General features: G+C 67.2%; 14 protein-coding genes. 7 read left to right on the top strand and 7 right to left on the bottom strand.

Annotated features, from left to right (window positions below; translation table 11 throughout):
- Positions 1 to 74: 74 nt before the first annotated feature.
- The gene (locus tag Amac_RS55360) at positions 75 to 725 is read right to left on the bottom strand and encodes a hypothetical protein (protein ID WP_218041330.1); all 651 of its coding nucleotides are present in this window, start codon (positions 723 to 725) and stop codon (positions 75 to 77) included.
- A gap of 246 nt (positions 726 to 971) precedes the next feature.
- Between Amac_RS55360 and Amac_RS28330 the strand changes: the two genes are divergently transcribed.
- The 3 genes from Amac_RS28330 (at position 972) to Amac_RS28340 (ending at position 2,944) form a co-directional block, all read left to right on the top strand.
- On the top strand, positions 972 to 1,592 hold the full coding sequence (locus Amac_RS28330; protein ID WP_246268757.1) for a TetR/AcrR family transcriptional regulator: 621 nt from the start codon (positions 972 to 974) through the stop codon (positions 1,590 to 1,592).
- A 9-nt stretch (positions 1,593 to 1,601) separates the two neighbouring features.
- A complete protein-coding gene (locus Amac_RS28335; protein ID WP_155357463.1) occupies positions 1,602 to 2,549 on the top strand; it encodes an LLM class F420-dependent oxidoreductase in 948 nt (315 codons plus the stop codon).
- A gap of 65 nt (positions 2,550 to 2,614) precedes the next feature.
- Entirely contained in the window at positions 2,615 to 2,944 is a 330-nt protein-coding gene (locus Amac_RS28340; protein WP_155357464.1) for a YkvA family protein, read from the top strand.
- On the opposite strand, the gene Amac_RS28345 is transcribed toward Amac_RS28340, so the two are convergent.
- From Amac_RS28345 to Amac_RS28355, 3 genes are all read right to left on the bottom strand, one after another.
- A complete protein-coding gene (locus tag Amac_RS28345; RefSeq protein WP_155357465.1) occupies positions 2,941 to 4,137 on the bottom strand; it encodes an amidohydrolase family protein in 1,197 nt (398 codons plus the stop codon). The genes Amac_RS28340 and Amac_RS28345 overlap by 4 nt on opposite strands.
- A 158-nt stretch (positions 4,138 to 4,295) precedes the next feature.
- On the bottom strand, positions 4,296 to 5,084 hold the full coding sequence (locus tag Amac_RS28350; RefSeq protein WP_155357466.1) for an SURF1 family cytochrome oxidase biogenesis protein: 789 nt from the start codon (positions 5,082 to 5,084) through the stop codon (positions 4,296 to 4,298).
- Between the two features lie 538 nt (positions 5,085 to 5,622).
- The gene (locus Amac_RS28355) at positions 5,623 to 6,117 is read right to left on the bottom strand and encodes a winged helix-turn-helix transcriptional regulator (RefSeq protein WP_155357467.1); all 495 of its coding nucleotides are present in this window, start codon (positions 6,115 to 6,117) and stop codon (positions 5,623 to 5,625) included.
- A gap of 133 nt (positions 6,118 to 6,250) precedes the next feature.
- Between Amac_RS28355 and Amac_RS28360 the strand changes: the two genes are divergently transcribed.
- The 3 genes from Amac_RS28360 to Amac_RS28375 all read left to right on the top strand — a co-directional run bounded on the left by Amac_RS28360 (position 6,251) and on the right by Amac_RS28375 (position 9,045).
- A complete protein-coding gene (locus Amac_RS28360; protein WP_246268759.1) occupies positions 6,251 to 6,694 on the top strand; it encodes a GNAT family N-acetyltransferase in 444 nt (147 codons plus the stop codon).
- Positions 6,691 to 7,278: a TetR/AcrR family transcriptional regulator gene (locus Amac_RS28365; protein ID WP_155357468.1), complete on the top strand. Its 588-nt coding sequence runs from the start codon at positions 6,691 to 6,693 to the stop codon at positions 7,276 to 7,278. The genes Amac_RS28360 and Amac_RS28365 overlap by 4 nt, the downstream gene beginning before the upstream one ends.
- Before the next feature lie 327 nt (positions 7,279 to 7,605).
- The gene (locus tag Amac_RS28375; protein WP_373869891.1) at positions 7,606 to 9,045 is read left to right on the top strand and encodes a DUF7059 domain-containing protein; all 1,440 of its coding nucleotides are present in this window, start codon (positions 7,606 to 7,608) and stop codon (positions 9,043 to 9,045) included.
- A gap of 676 nt (positions 9,046 to 9,721) precedes the next feature.
- On the opposite strand, the gene Amac_RS28380 is transcribed toward Amac_RS28375, so the two are convergent.
- Complete coding sequence (locus Amac_RS28380; protein ID WP_155357470.1) at positions 9,722 to 12,670, bottom strand: AfsR/SARP family transcriptional regulator; 2,949 nt, start codon at positions 12,668 to 12,670, stop codon at positions 9,722 to 9,724.
- A 375-nt stretch (positions 12,671 to 13,045) separates the two neighbouring features.
- Between Amac_RS28380 and Amac_RS28385 the strand changes: the two genes are divergently transcribed.
- Positions 13,046 to 13,576: a hypothetical protein gene (locus Amac_RS28385; protein ID WP_155357471.1), complete on the top strand. Its 531-nt coding sequence runs from the start codon at positions 13,046 to 13,048 to the stop codon at positions 13,574 to 13,576.
- Positions 13,577 to 13,657: 81 nt separating this feature from the next.
- On the opposite strand, the gene Amac_RS28390 is transcribed toward Amac_RS28385, so the two are convergent.
- Together Amac_RS28390 and Amac_RS28395 are read right to left on the bottom strand one after the other, a co-directional pair.
- Positions 13,658 to 14,302, bottom strand: a complete 645-nt coding sequence (locus tag Amac_RS28390) for a GNAT family N-acetyltransferase (RefSeq protein WP_155357472.1) — start codon at positions 14,300 to 14,302, stop codon at positions 13,658 to 13,660.
- A gap of 160 nt (positions 14,303 to 14,462) precedes the next feature.
- Positions 14,463 to 15,758 carry a pyridoxal phosphate-dependent aminotransferase gene (locus Amac_RS28395; protein ID WP_155357473.1) on the bottom strand — a complete coding sequence of 432 codons (1,296 nt, stop codon included), beginning with the start codon at positions 15,756 to 15,758 and terminating at the stop codon, positions 14,463 to 14,465.
- Positions 15,759 to 15,821 lie beyond the last annotated feature (63 nt).

A 15,821-nucleotide genomic window follows, 5' to 3' on the forward strand; every position in this document is an offset into this window, starting at 1 on the left:
GAACAAAATGGGTGGGCGGGTGGGGGAATCACGGAGGTGATGTCCGTGATTGCCCCACCCGCACCACTCCGAGGTCAGTGCAGTAGTAGGTCCCAGTGGTCGGGTTCGCGGGCGTAGATGTCGTTTTCCTTGTTGCGGTAGAGGGCGGCTCCGTCGCCGCGGGTGCGGTAGAAACGGAATTTTCGGGTTATATATGAGTCGATGCATTCATTGTGTTTGATGTCGACTTTGTAGCCGTTGCCGTGGCTGTAGACGCCATGGGCGTGGCCGGTTTCGGTGCCGCCGGTGATGACGATGCGGCAGCCGCTGCGGCGTTTGAGGTCGATGGTCTTCATGAGTGTGCCGTACCGGATCGAGTGGAGCGAGGTGCAGTACGGGCGGTTCTGGTCGGTGCATCTGCCGGTGGCCTGCCAGCCGAGGCCGGCTCGGGAGATGCGGCGCATGGCACGGTTGCCGCTGATTCGCAGGCCGGACGCTCGGCCGTGCCACGTGGTACTTCTCACCTTGCCTTTCGTGGCCGCGATCCGGCTGCGCAGGGCGGCGGCGGCCCGGCCTTTCGTGCGGAGCGCCTGGAGCGGCGGCCGGATCTGCACCGATGACGCCGGAGCGCGCCGGACCGGCGTCCCGTTGGCGTCCTGGCGGGCAGCGGTGTCCTGTTTGGTGTCCTGCCGAGCCGCGGCCGGCCTGGCGTTCATGGGCAGGGTGGCCAGGACAATCATCGTCATTCCGGCTGCACCCCACAAAGTGTGACGTAACTGCACCTCGGTTTCCCCCGTTACTCTCAGTCGTGGGGGAGTTGCCAAAAGGATCAATCCCACCGGGATGTCGCGCCCATCCCTGTGTGGGGTGAGAGTTTGCCCCAGGATGCGCATCATCTGGTGGGTCCATGACCTAACGGGGGCGGGAGCCGTACAGTGACCGATGTGCCCGAGCCGCGTGTGAGAGCTTCCGAGAGGACCCGGGAGCTCATTGTGGAGACAGCCCTCCGGCTGTTCAGGGAACGGGGGTTCGAGGCGACGACAATGCGGGCAATCGCCTCCGAAGCGGGTGTTTCCGTGGGTAACGCGTATTACTACTTCGCTTCGAAGGAACAGCTGATCCAGGCGTACTATGACCGGGCGCAGGCCGAGCATGAAGCGGCGTGTGCGGAGGTGCTGGCCACCGAGGGGGCGTTCGCCGCGCGGCTGCGCGGGGTGCTGTGCGCGTGGGTGCGGGTGTCGGAGCCGTACCATGAATTCGCGGTCAAATTCTTTAAGCACGCGGCCGAGCCGAGCAATCCGCTGAATCCGTTCAGCGCGGATTCCGCGCCGGCGCGAGAGTCGTCTGTCGCGATTTATCGCCAGGTTGTGGATGGTTGTACGGATCGAATGGACGCAGAACTCCGGGCGGAGTTGCCGGAGTTGTTGTGGTTGCTATCGATGGGCGTGGTTTTGTTCTGGGTACACGACACATCCGCTGGATGCGCGCGGACCTATCGTCTGATTGATAGGACCGTGCCGCTGGTCGATAGGCTCGTCGGGTTGTCGTACTTGCCCGGTTTGCGCGGTGTGACCAGGGACTTTATCGAGGTCGTCCGCGAGCTTCGAGAGTGAGGATGGACTGTGGAACGTTGGGGCATCACGATTCCGTATGCCGGGCAGGTGCTTGATCGCGAGCTTGTCGCGGAGCTGCCGAAGCTGGGATACACGGACGCGTGGTCCGCGGAGGTGAACGGGAGCGACGGGTTCACGCCGCTGGCGCTGGCCGCGGGGTGGGCGCCCGAACTCCGGCTGGGAACCGCCATCGTCCCGGTGTCCACGCGCGGTCCCGGACTGCTGGCGATGACCGCGGCCACGCTGGCCGATCTCGCTCCGGACCGGTTTGTTCTGGGTATCGGCGCTTCGTCCCCCGTGATCGTCGAACACTGGAACGCGGGTGAGTTCGTCAAACCCTTCGCCCGTACCAGGGACACCCTCAGATTCCTCCGCGCCGCGCTCGCCGGCGAGAAGGTGACCGCGACATACGAGACCTTCGACATCAAGGGGTTCAAGCTTGAGCGAACCCCTCGTATCCCACCCAGAATCGTTCTGGCCGCGCTCCGGCCGAGGATGCTGCGGCTGGCCGCCGCCGAAGCCGACGGTGCGATCACCAACTGGCTGTCCCCGGAGGACGTACGGAAAGTCCGAGCCGAGCTCAACGACGACACCGAACTCATCGCCCGGCTGTTCGTGGTCGTCAGCGAGGACGCCGACAAGGTCCGCGCCCTGGGCAAGCGCATGATCGCCGCGTACCTGACCGTCCCCGTCTACGCGGCGTTCCACGACTGGCTCGGCCGGGCCGAGATGCTCCGCCCGATGCACGAGGCCTGGGCGGCCAACGACCGCCAGGCCGCACTCAAAGCCATCCCCGACGAGCTCGTCGACCAGCTGATCGTGCACGGCGACGCCGCCACCTGCCGCGCCCGGATCACCGAATACGTCGCGAACGGCCTCACCACCCCGGTTCTCGCCCCGATTCCCGCCGACGAGACGCCGATCGCCCAGATCGTCCGCGACCTCGGAACGGCCTGAAAAGATCGTTCGTTATCCGGGGGAATGCTCGGGTAAAGCACTCCTGAGCCCCTTGGAGGTCGGCGATGGCGAAGGCGCGGCGAGCGGCGCAGGTCTACCGTGCGTACCAGGACGTCTCCCGGCCGGGCAGCCCCGGCCTGATGGCCCGAATTCGGGCCGTCCCCCGCATGATCCGCGGGGCCATCCGCGGTGAGTATCGCGGCCTGGGCAAGGGCAGGCTCAGCATGATGGGCTTAGCCATCCTCTACATCGTCTCCCCCATCGACGCGATCCCCGACTTCCTCCTCGTCATCGGCGTCGTCGACGACTTCGGCGTCCTGCTCTGGCTCGGCACCGCCCTGCTCGGCGAAAGCGGTCAGTACGTCACCTGGGAGAAGCAGCGCCGCCTCCCCTAGAGCTCTTCCATTCGCAGCCACGCCCGCGAGGGCAGCGGATGGCCGAAGAGGCGGGCGGCATTGCCGTACGCGACCCGGGCGAGGTCGGCGGGGGGCAGGTTGCCGAGGCGGTGGGCGATGGCACGCTGCGTGTCGGGCCAGGACGATTCCGACCGGGGGTATCCGCTCTCCAGGAGCACGTGCTCCATTCCGACGGCCATCCGTACGGCGCTCAGCGCGGTGTCGTCGAGCGAGCCGAAGAAGAAGTTCCGGCGCAGGACCTCGCTCGGCTTGAGACCGCCCTCCCAGCTGGTCTCGCTGGCGACCGGGTGATCGAGGGCGTAGTCGGCCCGCTCGGAGAGCATCGGCAGCCAGCTCACGCCGCCCTCGACGATCAGGATGCGCAGGGACGGGAACCGCAGCGGGACGCCTGACCAGAGCCAGTCGGCGCAGGCGAACATCGCGCTGGCCGGGATCAGTGTGGTGATCGCTTCGATGGGGGTGTCGGTGGACGGGACCGGCGCCCAGGAGGAGCCGCCGGTGTGCAGGCAGACGACGGTGCCGGTCTCCTCGCAGGCGGCGAAGAACGGATCCCAGTGCCCGCTGTGAATGGACGGCAACCGCAGCCGCGTCGGGAACTCGGGGAACACCACGGCCTTGAAGCCACGCGCCGCGTTTGCCTTGATCTCCGAAGCGGCGATCTGCGGATCCGGTAGCCAGGGCAACTGCAGGGCGATGATCCGCTCCGGGTAGCTCCCCGCCCACACGTCCACATGCCAGTCATTCCACGCCTTGACCAGGGCAAGCCCGAGATCCTGGTCGCGGGTCCTGGCGAACGCCATGCCCGCCTGCCCCGCCAGCATGCCCGGAAAGTTGACCGCCGCCCAGATTCCGGCCCGATCCATGTCCTGGATCCGCTCATCGATGTCATAGCAACCCGGGCGCATGTCATCGAATCGCACAGGATCGAGCGTCCACTGCTCCTTGGGCAGCCCAGCACCAACGTCCAGCCCGGCGACCGGGTACGTCGCACCGCCATAGCGCCACACCTGGTGCCCGGAATCGGTGTCCACCACTCGGGGCGCCAGGTCTTCGAACTTGGCCGGAAGGCGATCTTCGAACAGGTCCGGCGGTTCGATCACATGATCGTCAGCTGAGATGATCACATAGTCCCGCCGCCTCGGCTCTGGGTCAGGAAGCAGCGGCGTGTTCACAGGAGTCAACGGTAGAGGCAAGGAATAACACCAAACAAGCTGCGAGGTCTCCGGTTGGTATCCGTTCGTTCACCCGGGGCGTCTGAGGTCTTTCGTCCAGATCGGGGGCTTGGTTAAACCTTACGTGCGAACGCGCGAGCAGGCGGAGAAATGCGGGTTCAGCGCGCCGTGGATTGCACGGATTCTGGCGAAGATTGCGCTGCGGCCCGCAGATCGCGAGCCTCCCGCCGGATCAGCAACAGCCACCCGCCGATCGCGATCCCGATGAACATCCACCACTGCACCCCGTAGGCCAGATTCAGCCCGCCACCGTTTCCCGCGTCGGGCTCCGGCACCGGCTCCGGCGCACTCGCCGCCGCGGGTTCCTGCGCACTGAGCTCGACAAATCCCCCATAAAGCCGGTACGGCAACCCAGCCCCCAACACGGAATCGTTGATCAACAGGATCTGCTTCGGAGGCAACCCCGCACGATCCTCGATTCCAGTCGTCTCCTCAGTCTCCGCAGGCCGCAACCGCCCGGTCACGCTAACCTCACCCGCCGGAGCCGCAGGCACCGAAGGCGTGCCATCCGCGTCCGTCCCCGCCGCGACCCACCCACGATTCACCAGCACCGCCCCCGTCGGCGTCACCAGCGGTGTGACCACATAAAACCCCACCCGCTGATTCTGGGTACGCCGCCGCACCAGCCACTCATGCGACGCGTCATAACTCCCCCGCACAGTCACCGCCCGGAACTTGTCCCTCTCCGGTACGGCACCGCCCACCACCGCCAGATCCGCCAGCGGAACCGGCCCGGCGGCCAGATTCGCGGAGGTCCGATCACTGGCCGACGAACGTTCCTCGTACCGCCCGAACTGCCATCGCCCCAGAAACACGAACGCCGGAATCACCAGCAGCACCACAACGTGAAGCGCCACCCAGCGGGGAGTCAGCAGAAACCGGTACACGAACTCAAGCCTAGGCACCCACCCGAGTGCCCCGTCAGCCGACCACGGCAACGCGAAGGTGGGAGCCCGCAAGACGGTGGCCCGACAACAGCGAAGGCGGGAAGCCCGCAAGTTGGTGGCCGACAACGGCCACGGCGCCCCCGGGGTCGGGCGGGAGCCCGGACAAGCACAAAGGGTGGGAGTTCCACCGCAACCAATCGAGCGTGAGGTGGTCGAGTTCCGTAGCGGATGGGTGGCGAAAGCCACGGCGCCCCCGGGGCCGGGCGGGAGCCCGGACAGGCATAAAAGGGGTGGGAGTTCCACCGTAACCAATCGACACCAGTCCGAAGGGTTGAGGTCCGTAGCGGGTGGGCAGGGCGGACACTCCGGCCGACCGTGATAGCTAGCCTCTCGTTAGCCGCTGGTCAGCGGCAATCGCGGGCGCGGTGGTCTCGGGCACGGTCTTACGTCGGCCTACGTGTCCGCCCTGCCCACCCGCGGGGTGACCCGCCGTACTTCGCGTCGGTTCTTAAGGCTTGCCGGGTGGTCTTGGTGAGTGTTAGCCGGCTGTGGCGGTTTGCTTTAGGCGGGCGCTGGGGCCTGGGCGGGGGGTGACGTCGCGGGGGGTGGCTACCTCGTGGCCTTGGGTGCAGCGCATGTGTTGTTCGATCAGGGCGCCGCAGCCTCGGTGGGTGAGGAGGACGGGAGGGCCTTCGGGGTCGGAGACGTAGCGGTCGCCCCAGTGCATCAGGGATACGAGGATGGGGTAGAGGTCGACGCCTTTTTGGGTTAGGCGGTATTCGTCGCGTTGGCGCTGGCCGGGCTCCTGGTAGGGGACTTTTCGGAGGAGGTCTTCTTCTACCAGGCGGGTGAGGCGGGCGCTCAGCACCTGGCGGGGGGCGCCGGTGTTGGCCTGGAGGTCGGCGAAGCGCCGTACTCCATTGAATGCCTCGCGTAGGACGAGGAAGGTCCACTTTTCGCCCAGCACGGCAAGCGTTCGTTCGATCGAACAGTTATCCAGCCGGTACGCGCTCCGATCGGTCACGCCGTCCATGGCTCGCATCGTAAATCATTACCTCCAGCTTCATCTGAGTCTACTTGACAGACCTAGCTGGCCCAAGGAGGCTGAGTCCATGGAGAGAACTCAGGTGGAGGTTCGGCCCACGCGGGCCGGCGATGAGGATGGCGTGCGGAAGTTCCTGCTCGGGCTGTCGTTGCACACTCAGTCTCACCGGTTCTTCGCGGGGGTGACGAAGCCGAGCGCGAGCATGATGCGGGCTTTACTGGCCAGGGACGAGCGACGGGATTCGCTTGTGGCGGTCGTGGAGGATCGGGTGATCGGGCATGCCATGGCGTTTCGGGATGGCCTTGATGTGGAGATCGCCGTGGTCGTCACCGATGAGTGGCAGGGGGTGGGGGTGGGGTCCCAGCTGGTGCGTACGTTGCTGGGGCGGGTGAGCGGGGCTGAGTGGGTCGCGATGGATGTGATGGGCGACAACCGGAAGGTGCTCGCCATGGTTCGGCGGGCCTGGCCGGATGCCATCATGACCATCGAATCCGGGTCTGTTCAGGTCAGAGCGGAACTTACATTTGCAGAACAAGGTTCTGTTGCGTCACCATTGACGGTGTGAAGAGCGCGAAGAATGGTCGTGACGGTCGGACCCGGATCATCGAGGGCGCCCTGCGCCGGTTCAGCCAGGATGGCGTCTCCGCGAGTACGCTGGCCAGCCTTCGCGAAGAAAGCGGCGTCAGCGTTGGTAGTTTCTATCATCATTTTGCAAGCAAGGAACATGTCTTTGGGGTTCTGTACTCGGAGACGCTGGCCATGTACCAGGAGGCGTTCGTCACCGAGCTGACCCGGCATGAGGAGGCTCGCGCCGGGATCGAGGGCATCGTCACCCTGCACATGGCTTGGTGTGGGGAACATCCGGAGCGAGCCCGGCTGCTGGTCAGCGAGCGTCCGCCCCGGCGCGAGGAGCCGGGGGGAGCCGAGGTGGCGGAGACCAGGCGCACCTTCTTCCGCCAGGTCTCCGACTGGTGGCGACCCCACACGAAGGCAGGCCTGCTCAAACCGGTGGACGCCACCATGTGCTACGTCCTCTGGCTGGGACCGGCGCAGGAGATGTGCCGCCTCTGGTTCGCGGGCGCCCACCAGCCCACCCAAGCGGAGATCAAGGAACTCAGCGAAGCCGCCTGGGCCAGCCTCCGCATGTGAGAAGGCCCCCGCGAAGCTGCCCGCGGCCGTCCGCCAGATCGCGCACCGCGCCCGCAGGCACGTCGATGCCCGCCGCCCTCGCGAGGTGGTCTCCCCGAGCGAGAACCCGGGTGGCTCTGGAGGCGTTCCAGCGCGCGCTCGAAAGCGGGGACCTGCAGAGCCTCCTCGATGTGCTCGCCCCGGATGTCGTCCTCGGCGGCGTGTGCACGCGAGAAGGGATCAAGGAGCTCCGCGAAGCCGTGTGCGCTTGCGAAAGGTGTGTATGTGAGCGGGTCCGAGCTGACCGTGCTGCGGGAGCGGGACTTGGGCACTCTTCGGCGGCGCTAGATTGCTTCCGTGAAAGCTCCATCTGACCTGCTGCGACGGCTTCGGGCCCGGTTCGATGAGACCGGATACACGATCGACGGGGTGCGTGAGCGGCTGGGGGACGTAGCCGCCGGGGCGCTGGCCCGGGAGGAGCTCGTTCCCGCGTTGCGGGCCACCAAGGACCTTGACCCGCTCGCGGCGCTGATCCGCCTGTGGTGGCTGGGCGTCCCGGTCAGTACGGCCGCCGCCGACCTTCCGCTCTCCGAACTCGTGCAGTGCGGCCTGCTGGTGAAAGTCGGAGACGCGGTGCAGGCCAGCGTGCACCTCCAGCCCTGGGAGACAGGCGGCTACGTCGTCTCCGACCGTAAGGTACGCCCAGGCGACCCCGCGGTTCGCCGCGACCACGTCGTCGGCGCGGGCGGCGCGTCCGCCAACCTGGCCCAGCTGGTCACCCGCCAACCGGTCGAACGCGCCCTGGACCTGGGCACCGGCTGCGGCGTACAAGTCCTCCACCTCGCCGATCGCGCCGGTCACATCGTCGCCACCGACGTCAACCGCCGCGCCCTCGACCTGGCCCAGCTGAGCTGGGGCCTGTCCGGAATCGAGGGCGTGGACGTGCGCAGAGGCTCAATGTTCGATCCGGTCGAGGACGAACGTTTCGACCTGATCGTCTCCAACCCGCCGTTCGTGATCTCTCCTCATGCCCGCCTCACCTACCGCGAGGCCGGCTACCAGGCCGACGACTTCTGCCGCGAGCTGGTACGGCTCGCGCCCACCCACCTCAACCCCGGCGGCCACTGCCAGCTGCTGGCCAACTGGCTGCACGTCAAAGGGGAGGACTGGCAGGACCGCCTGGGCGGCTGGCTGGCGGAGACCGGTTGCGATGGCTGGGCCGTACAACGGGATGCGCAGGATCCGGCCGAGTATGTCGAACTCTGGCTCAAGGACGCCGCCGAACAGGGCACGCCCGCCTACCGGGAACGCTACGACGAGTGGCTGGCCTGGTTCGAGGCCCAGAACGTCACCGGCATCGGTTTCGGCTGGATCACCCTGCACGCCTCCGGAACTCTTGATCCGGTCGTCCGCGTGGAGGAACTCTCCCAGCAGGTCGAACTTCCGGTCGGGGCCTACCTGGCCGACATCCTCGACTCGATCACCACTGCCCACCGCCTGACCGACGACGACCTGCTCGCCACAGCCCTGCACCTGAGCAAGGGCGTCCTGGAAGAACGCATCGGCCTCCCCGGCGCCGAAGACCCCACCCACATCATCCTCCGCCAGACCCGAGGCCTCCGCCGCACCACCACCGTCGGCACAGTCGAAGCCGCCCTGGCAGGCGTCTGCGACGGACAACTCCCCCTGGCCCCCCTCCTAGCCGCCATCGGCGACATCCTCGGCGAACAACACCTATCCCCCACTCCTCTCCGCCCTCTGATCGCCGAAGGCTACTTCCACACCTGACCCGGCCCGATGGCCGCCGTTCGTGTGGAACCACGGCCATGGCGGCGTCGGGCGGAGCCCGAGGGAAGGGCGATAGCGGGGCGGAGCCCGAGGAGGGCGATGGCGGGGCCGGGCGGAGCCCGAGCAGGGCGATAGCGGGGCCGGGCGGAGCCCGGGGAGGGCGATGGCGGGGCCGGGCGGAGCCCGGGGGAAACCAAAGGGCTGGGTGGGTGGGACAACCACCGAGCTCCCGGGGTGGCTTCATAACGGCAATCACGGCAGTGGCGGGGTTGGGTGGAGCCCGAAGCGCAACAAAGGGTGAGTGGGTGGGAGAACCCGGGTGACTCGCCGTTACGGCGTGGGCGGCAATCGGATGGTGATTGGACGTTGAGTTTGGTGCGGGAGGGTGAGGAGTGGGCATGGACCCGGGGGGTTCGGGGTCTGTGTCAAGTCCGGCCGGTCGTCGTAGAGAGGCGGCTAGCTGTCATGAGGCGCTCCGGTTAGCCGGGCCCCCCTACGCGCCGATTGAGAGCTGACGACCGGCCGGGCGCCCATCTGCACACTGGCTGAAAAACGCCATCAATGGGGAATGCCACCAAGGGGGCACAAAACGCTGGGGGAGCTGGACAGCCACGGAATGCACGCTTAGGAGGTCGCGGTGATCAATCACGTCTGGATGACCAGGTTGGATGATGAGCTAGGTCTCGACCTTCTGGGTGAGGAGGGCGCGGACGTCGTCGGCTTCGGGGGAACCGAGCCGAGTGAAGATGTCGAGGGCCTTCTCTAGCGCGTCGGTGCTCCGGGTGATGCTGCCCAGGCCGCGCAGCGCCTTGCCGAGGGCGGTCAGCGACAGCGCTTCGCCGTACGGATGGGTGATCTCGCGGCTGACGATGAGGGCTTGCTCGGCGTGCCTGGCGGCGTCCTGGAAGCGCCCGGCGGCGGTGAACGTGGTGGCCAGCCGGACGCAGACCCGCTGCTCCCACACGCGCTGGTTGCTGGCCCTGAAGAAGTCCAGGCATTCGGCGTGATGCACGACGGCCTCGTTGAGCCGGCCGACGGCGGAGAGCACGATGCCCAGGTGGTACCGAGCGCGGGCCACGCCGGGCGCGCTGCCGAGTTCGCTGAAGATGGCCAGCCCCTGTTCGGAGACGGCGATGGCGTCTTCCGGCCGCCCCAGACCGAAGTGGTCGCGCGCGGAGTAGCTGAGCACGAGCGCCTCACCGGCCACGTTCCCGACCTCGCGGTAGATCTTCCCGGCCCGGCCGAACCATTCCAGCGCTTCGTGGTGGCGGCGCTGCCGCCCGGACACCACGGCGAGCGCGTTGAACGTCTCCCCGAGCACGATCGCGTCGCCGCACTGCTCGGCCAGCGCCCGAGCACCCAGAAACTGCTCTTCCGCCTCGGCCATACGATTCGCCCCGAACAGCACCCGACCGAGCACATACCGGCAGCGCAACTCGCTACGCAGATCGCCGGCTTGCCGCGCGGCTTCGATGAGCACGCGCGTACGCTGGTCGAACTCGCGCCCGGTGGCACCGGTCTCCAGCAGCGGCTCCATCGCGACAAGCAGGTCCGCAGCGGGCAGCAACTCGCCGGTCGCCGCTTCCGCGGCTTGGCCGAGTATGGCGAACAGCGCCTCACTTTCGGCCGCCAGCCACGCCACCGACTCGTCCGCGGACGAGAACGTATGCCCACGATGCCCGATGACCTGGAGATTGTCGGCAACCGCGCTGCCCTCATAAGCGAGCCGATGAGCCGACCGCGCGGTCGCCAGATAGAACCCGAGCAGCCGCCGCAACGCCTCCGCCCGCTCGCCCGCGTCGTCCGCACCCTCCGACTGCCGCCGCGCGAACAATTTCAGCAGGTCATGAAAGCGATACCGCCCCGGCGCAGGCGCCTCCAGCAAACTGGCATCGACCAACGACTCCAGCAGATCCTCAGTCTCCACCAGACTCAGATCCAGTACGGCATCCGCCGCAAACACCGAAATATCCGACCCATTCGGCAGCGACAACAACCGGAACGCCCGCTTCTGCCGGTCATCCAGCTGGCCGTACCCCAGCGCAAAAGTGGCCGACACAGCCAGGTTGCCGATCTTCATCTCGTCCAACCGGCGACGCTCGTCAGCCAGCCGGGGCACCAGCGAGGCAACCGTCCAGGACGGCCGCGCGGCCAGCCGGGCGGCCACGATCCTGACCGCCAGCGGCAGGAAACCACAGGCGGCGACGACATCCATGGCAGCGGCACGCTCGGCCGACACCCTTTCAGGACCAGCGACGGCGCCGAACAGGGAGAGCGCCTCGTCGGGCTCCATCACATCCAGGTCGATCAGCCGGGCCGACGGCAGATCGCCGAGCTTCCCCCGGCTGGTGATAATCGCCGCACATCCAGCCGAACCGGGCAGCAGATGTTCGACCTGATCGGCATCACGCGCGTTGTCGAGCAGCACCAGCATGCGCCGATCGCCCAGCAGCGACCGGAACAGCGCAGACCGATCGGCCAGGCTATCCGGGATCACATCGACCGGGATGCCAAGGGCGCGCAGGAAAGCCACCAGCGCGGTCTCCGGCGGGGTCGGCTCCTGACCATAACCGCGCAGATCGGCGTAGAGCTGGCCATCCGGGAACAGATCATGAACCAAGTGAGCAACATGCACCGCGAGCGTGGTCTTGCCGACGCCGCCGATGCCGGACATGGCCACCACAGGCACACCGTCGCCGCTGCTAAGCAGTGTGAGCATGCGGTTGACCAGCTGCTTGCGCCCGGTGAAGTCGGTGACCGCCGCCGGGAGCTGCGCCGGTTTGGGCATCTCGATGAGGGTCTCAGGCTCGTCGGGCGCCGGAGGCCGTACCGGCGTGACAGTGAGCGTCGGGTCGGCGGCGAGGATGCGGCGGTGCAGGTCGGCGAGCTCGGCGCTGGGCTCGATGCCGAGTTCCTCGATGAGGGCGTGCCGGGTGTCGGTGAAGACGGCGAGGGCTTCGGCGGCGCGGCCGTTGCGGTAGTAGGCGAGCATGAGCTGAGCGCGCAACTGCTCACGCAGCGGATGCTCGGCGACCAGAGCGATCAACTCCGAGACGACCCCGGCGTGCCGGCCGAGCGCCAGGTCGTGCTCCATCAGGGTCTCGACCACGCCGAGCCGGCGCTCGATCAGACGGTCCCGCTGGTGGTCCGCGTACGGGCCGACAGCGCCGGCCAGCGGCTCACCGGTCCACAGGGCGAGCGCGGAGCGCAGCGTTTCCGCGGCCTCAGCGGTGGCCGAGGCCCGGTGGGAGGCTTCGGCGTCCGCGACCGCGCGGTCGAAGAGCGCCAGGTCCAGCATGTCGGGCGCGAGCCGCAGCGCGTAGCCGCGGCCCACCGAGGTGAGCAACTCCGGCGGCGTACGCGGCGAGCGGTCGGGCTCCAGCACGGTACGCAACCGGGACACGTATGTCCGTAACGCGCCCAGCGCCCGGGGCGGCGCGTCCTCGCCCCAGATCGCGTCGATCATTTCGGACGGCGTGACCGCCCGGCCTTCCCGCAGCAGCAACATCGCCAGGATGGAACGTTGCAAGGGCGTGCCCAGATCCAGCTCGACCTCGTCGCGCCAGGCCCGGACCGGTCCGAGTACGGCGAAGCGCAGCCCGTCCTCGGCACCGCGACCAGACATTTTCCATCCCCAGAAGGCCTCTATTGGCAGGTTTTCCGACCAAATGATAGATCCCACTGGGCCTGTCCAATAGTGCGGGATCCTCTCGTTAACCGGCGCGTTGGTTGTCATTCATCCTATTGATCAGGCGTTGATCGGTCGTTGAGCGGGCGGGGCCATCCTGTAGGCATGTGAGTCATGGCCCCTGCGGGGGCGGTCATGCCTCGTCTACATATGGAGTCCCTCCCCGGTCGGGGAGGGACTTTCCGCTGGTGGGGCGGGATCTTGCAACGGTCCCGTAAGGAACCTGTAAGTCGCCTGCAGGCGGCCGAGCCTACAAATGGGGCAACCCCGAAACGGGGGGCATCGTCCTCAAGCACACAGCAGGAGCACCCCATGCGTATCCGTAAGTTCTTCGGCGTCGCCGCCGCGACCGCGATCCTCGCGACCGGTATGGTCGGTTTCGCCTCGACCGCCGCCAACGCCTCGACCCAGAACACCGTCACCGCCTCGTCTCCCGACTGGGAGGACGACAGCTGGGGCCCCTACTTCTCCAAGAACCACAAGGCCAAGGCCAAGGGCTGGATCGACGTCGACTACTACGGCGACGAGGACAACAAGGTCCGCGTGGGCGGCAAGCTCTGGGACTACGACCACAGCAACAAGAAGTGCGCCTACGTCGTCTTCCGCTACACCAAGTGGAGCGACCACGAGGACGACTGGTACACCGACTACGTCAGCTACAAGGAGTGTGGCTGGGACAAGAAGTTCTCCTTCACCCGCTACGACGTCTCGCAGGTCCAGGTGAAGGTCTGCCAGATCGACAAGTGGAGCAGCTACCCCTACAAGTGCGGGTACTGGAAGGACATCTACAACGCGTACGACGACGACTACGGCTACGACGAGGACTACTGGGACGAGCACTAAGCCCTAACCCAGCAGGAAAACACAGCGCGGCCCGTCCCCAGCAGGGGGCGGGCCGCTCCGTTCCGTGTGCGAATAGAAGGGTCAGGCTGCTTCCACGAGGCCGAGCCGCGCGTGGAGCCGTTCTCGGACCATCGGCCATTCGGAGCGGAGAATCGAGTAGTACGCGGTATCTCGGACCGTATTGTCGGCGCCCCGGCTGTCAGCCCGTCGCACACCGTCCAGGTGCGCGCCGAGGGCCTCGATGGCGGCCCGAGATCGTGCGTTGCGTACGTCTGCTTTAAGCGTTATCCGGTGAACCTGCCAGGTCTCGAAGGCGAGTGAGAGCATCAGCAGCTTGCTCTCCCGGTTCACACCTGTGCCCTGGGCGGAGGCGCCCAGCCAGGTGTAACCGATGTCCGCCACGGACGGGACCTCGCCCACCACGCCTTTGGTACCCGGCGGCCAGGGCATGGGGCCCTGCCAGTACTCCAGGTGCATCAGACGGGTGGCACCGACCACACGATCGGTGAGCAGCCACCGGATGGCGAAGGGCATCGACCGGCCCTCCGCCTGCTCAGCCATGGCGGCCTCCACGTAGGAGACCATGTCGTCCCGACCGGCGGGAACGCGAGTGAAGGCGTAAGTTGAACGGTCCTCACTCGCCGCTGTGACGAGGTCGTCGACCACCGCGAGGCTAAGCGGTTCCAGGCGCACAGAGCGCCCGGACAGGGTGACAAAAGCGGGCATGAGCACATGATGGGGGCTCAGTGGCATTTGTGGTACCAAATGACACACGACATCTTGTGGAGACTCTGGTTAATCACCACGCGAGGCCTTGAAACCGCAGGTCAGACGGTGTGTAGCCTATCCTGCTCGCCCGCTTTTCAGGGTAAAGATTTCGACAAGATCACCGCACCGCATGGGCGGGTTTGAGGACGCCGATCCGGCGCTGGCTCGGGTGCCTGGCGGCGGTCAGATCGGCGAGGGCGGATTCGAGATGGATCAAGGATTCCGCCACCCACGGAAGGGTCAGCGGATCATCGGCGTGCAGGGTGGTCAGGCGCTGGTCCGGGGTGTCGCCGTAGAGCAGGCTGGTGGCGACGCGAACCCGGGGAGCGCGCGGATTGTCACCGAAAGCGGAGCCGGGAAGCACGCCCACCCCGTGCTGCTCGATCAGGGTGTGCGCCAACTCAGCCGCACTCTCAAACCCCGAAATTTCGGGGTATAGGTAGAAACCGCCTTGGGGGGCGTGCACGGATGCGCCCGCTTTCGTGAAGCGGTCGGCCACCGCGCGGGCGACCAGGCCGTGCAGCCGGCGTGACTCGTTCACCCGTTGGACGATCTCTGCCGGCTCAGTCAGCGCGTACGCGGCGGCGTGCTGCACCGGCGCGGCCGGGCTGGACCAGATCTCGCTGGCCACCGCGAGCAACCGGTCCCGCAGGGCCCAGCCAGCAGGGGTATGGCTCAGCCGGGCCATTCCGATCCGCCAGCCGCCGACGGCCAGGCTCTTGCTCAGCCCGCTGGTGATGATCGTCCGCTCCGGCGCGACCTCGGCCGGGCTCAGATACTCGGCCACCGGATCGTGCACCAGATCGCGGTAGATCTCATCGGAGATGATGACCAGATCCAGATCGCGGGCGATCTGGGCCAGCCGCCGGATCGTGCCCGGGCGCGCCAGCCGTCCGGTCGGGTTGTCGGGCAAGGTCACCAGCAACGACCGCACCGTACGCCCCTGCGCCCGCGCATGCAGCACCGCCGAAGCCACCAGATCGGGATCGGGCACCCCACCCTCGCCGGGAGGCGCCGGAACCATGATCGGCCGGACTCCGATGATCTCCGCCTGCGCGGCGTAGCTGACCCAGCTGGGCATGGGCAGCACGATGTCGGCCGGGCCGTCCGCGCCGATGGCCAGCAGCAGGCCGAACAGCAACGACTTGCTGCCGGGCCCGCACACCACCAGATCGGGATCGGTGGGCAGGTCGCGCCTGGTCCAGTAGCCGGCGGCGGCCTCGCGCAGCGCGGGCGACCCCGCGACCTGGCCGTAGCCGTTGTTGCCGCTCGCGTCGGCCAGCCGGGCGCGCAGGGCCGGGTGCACGGGCAGACCAGCCTCGCCGAAGGCCAGATGCAGGACCCGTTGCCCGGCGCGGCGTCTTCGCTCGATGTCCTGGTTGGCTGCCAGAGTGGCTGAGAGGGTAACGTGCATTCTTCTTTTTCCTTCCATCGCTCGGAACGTTCCCAGCCTGAGGCGGGAGAGGCATCGGTACAA

Source organism: Acrocarpospora macrocephala (assembly GCF_009687865.1).
In the GTDB taxonomy this organism is placed as follows: domain Bacteria; phylum Actinomycetota; class Actinomycetes; order Streptosporangiales; family Streptosporangiaceae; genus Acrocarpospora; species Acrocarpospora macrocephala.